Source organism: Microcystis sp. M53602_WE12 (assembly GCF_030065455.1).
GTDB lineage: Bacteria > Cyanobacteriota > Cyanobacteriia > Cyanobacteriales > Microcystaceae > Microcystis > Microcystis aeruginosa.
In genome coordinates this window covers 1-2,321 of the sequence record NZ_JASJFB010000615.1, presented here as the reverse complement: position 1 = coordinate 2,321, position 2,321 = coordinate 1, and the positions used below count along the sequence as shown (strand labels likewise).

The window sequence follows — 2,321 nt, the reverse complement described above, 5'->3', positions numbered from 1 at the left end:
AATCCTTATCTGGCAAGAGACTTAATTGATTAGTTCGCTCTAGAGCAAAAACAATTGACAAAAATCGCTAAATGCCTTTCTCTATAAGGGTTCCATCCCTTATAACCCCCGTCCATTGCATAACAATTACCGAAGAGCCACTTTTTGGTCATTTGGGCAACCAAAAACTCCTGTGGTGACACCCTCACCTAGTATTCCAGAAATTTGTGCCAAACGAGATTTTACTATCAGCTTAGACAGGACTATTCAACAACTGCAAGAATTGAAAAGTAAACAAAGTGATCAGTTTCCTGAAAAGTGTGGGACTCAATTAAATGAATTAAGGTTAATTCAGCAAGCAATAGGACTAGCTAAAAATAATTTTGTCGCTGATGTGCCGGGTAGAGAAGGTGGTTTTGAAATTTTGTGCAAAATCCCCCCATCTTCTGATAACTTTAAAGAAGCTCAATCTTGGGCAAAACGTTGGTATAATGACAGAACTTGGAAATCGGATATCGATCGAGCTTTGCAAGATAATCCAAATTGCCAAAAACTTATTGAATAAACATTAATTTTTCAATCACTAAATACCCCATCGCTACCCGTTAATTCCTCGGGTAATGATACTCGGATTCCTTCCCTTCCCCGTGACCAAAATAAAAAGAATAGGTCAGAAACATTGAAGGATTGACTCCTGACAACAGGAGAGGAATTAACCTGTGGGTTCTTTTGACGTAAAACAATTACTTGCATATAGTAGAGGAGATTGCCAATCATTAGCCAGAGAATTAAACTAAAAATAAAGGTAAATGCCATGACTACAATCCATCCAAAAAATTGAAAAGCGACTTGAGATATAGGACTATCCTGTGTTAATCCATTGGCAAATTCTCTCGCATCTTTATTACTAAATAACCCCACCGCTATTGTTCCCCAAAAACCACAAAAAAGATGTACTGGAATTGCTCCCACTGGATCATCAATTACTTTAGTTTTAATTAAAAATTCTTCTCCTAATAAGACAATAATGCCACTAATGCCACCAATGATAATAGCTGATCTGATATCAACATAACCTGATGATGCCGTGATCCCCACTAACCCACCTAAAATGCCATTAATAATTGTGGATAAACTGGCCTTGCGACCGATTAAAGGATTAAGAATTAATGCCAAAACTCCCCCAGCGGGAGCGGCAATCATCGTGGTAGTAATTGCCATAGGGACATTATCCAAATTTACCGCCGAACCACCATTAAAACCAAACCATCCTAACCAAAGAATGAAACAACCAAGGGTTGCAAATCCTAACTGATGGGGAGCAAAATTTCCTCTTTCTTTTTCTTCATAACTATCGGTTTTGCGATTATAACCAAAACGTCCATCTCTCGGTTTTAGCAACCAAGCACCCACTAATCCGGCCATTCCTCCCACCGAATGCACCACCGTTGAACCGGCAAAATCTCGAAACTTAAATAAGTTATATAACCATCCTTCCGATGACCAAATCCAATGTCCTGTCAGAGAATAAGAAAAAGCAACTAAAAAGAAACTAAATAGCAAAAATGCCCAAAATTTAACCCTTTCTGCCACTGCTCCCGATACAATGGTCGCCGCAGTTCCCGCAAAAGTTAATTGAAAGAAAAATAAAGTGGCAATTGAACGACCTGTCCACAGTTCTTGGAATTGACTGTATTGATTATTAGGGGTTAAAATTTCCAAGAAAAATCCTGTATCACCAGAGAAACTATTCCCTAGTGCTGATGTATTGCCAAACATTAAACCGAAACCAAACATCCAATAAGCCAAGGCAGAAACACAGAAGACAATTAGGTTTTTAGCTAAGACATTAGTGGCGTTATTAGTACGACAAAAACCCGTTTCCAGCATGGCAAAACCCGCATTCATAAAGAATACTAACGAGCCGGCTATTAACATCCAGAGATTAGCAACTAAATCCAGAGTAGAATTATTTAAATCTTGTGCTGTGACTTTGCCTACACCGATCAACAGCATGACGATAAGAGAGAAACAAAAAGATAGGATATTACGCAAACGCGGGCGATATTCTAGAAAAGATAATAATCGATTCATCGGCTATAACTCTCATGGGCAATTTCCCCTTTATAGTAATTGATTTAATCCCCTATCGTTCACTCAAAACTGCTTTTTTTCTGATCCAGATAGCGAGAATTGTCAGGAAAAGTAAACCCATCACTCCCGCTAAAGGATTTTTATCGATTCCAGTTAACCAATCGGGAACAGTACCAGTGTATTTAATTAACTGACCCACATTTAATATATAGTATGCCCAGATTAAACCCGCGTGCAGACCGATACTT

At 38.5% G+C, this 2,321-nt stretch carries 2 protein-coding genes and 1 pseudogene; 1 reads left to right on the top strand and 2 read right to left on the bottom strand.

Features of this window, described 5'->3' with window-relative positions; translation table 11 throughout:
- Positions 1-142: 142 nt before the first annotated feature.
- Positions 143-544, top strand: a pseudogene (locus PX482_RS19355) (AAA-like domain-containing protein); the annotation flags it as partial.
- Positions 545-555: 11 nt separating this feature from the next.
- Here PX482_RS19355 and PX482_RS19350 read toward each other — a convergent pair.
- Positions 556-2,073 (bottom strand): ammonium transporter, encoded by a 1,518-nt coding sequence (locus tag PX482_RS19350; protein ID WP_288096418.1) that lies wholly within the window; start codon positions 2,071-2,073, stop codon positions 556-558.
- Positions 2,074-2,125: 52 nt separating this feature from the next.
- Positions 2,126-2,321: LPXTG cell wall anchor domain-containing protein (locus tag PX482_RS19345; RefSeq protein WP_288122873.1), on the bottom strand; the 196-nt coding region annotated here is incomplete at its 5' end.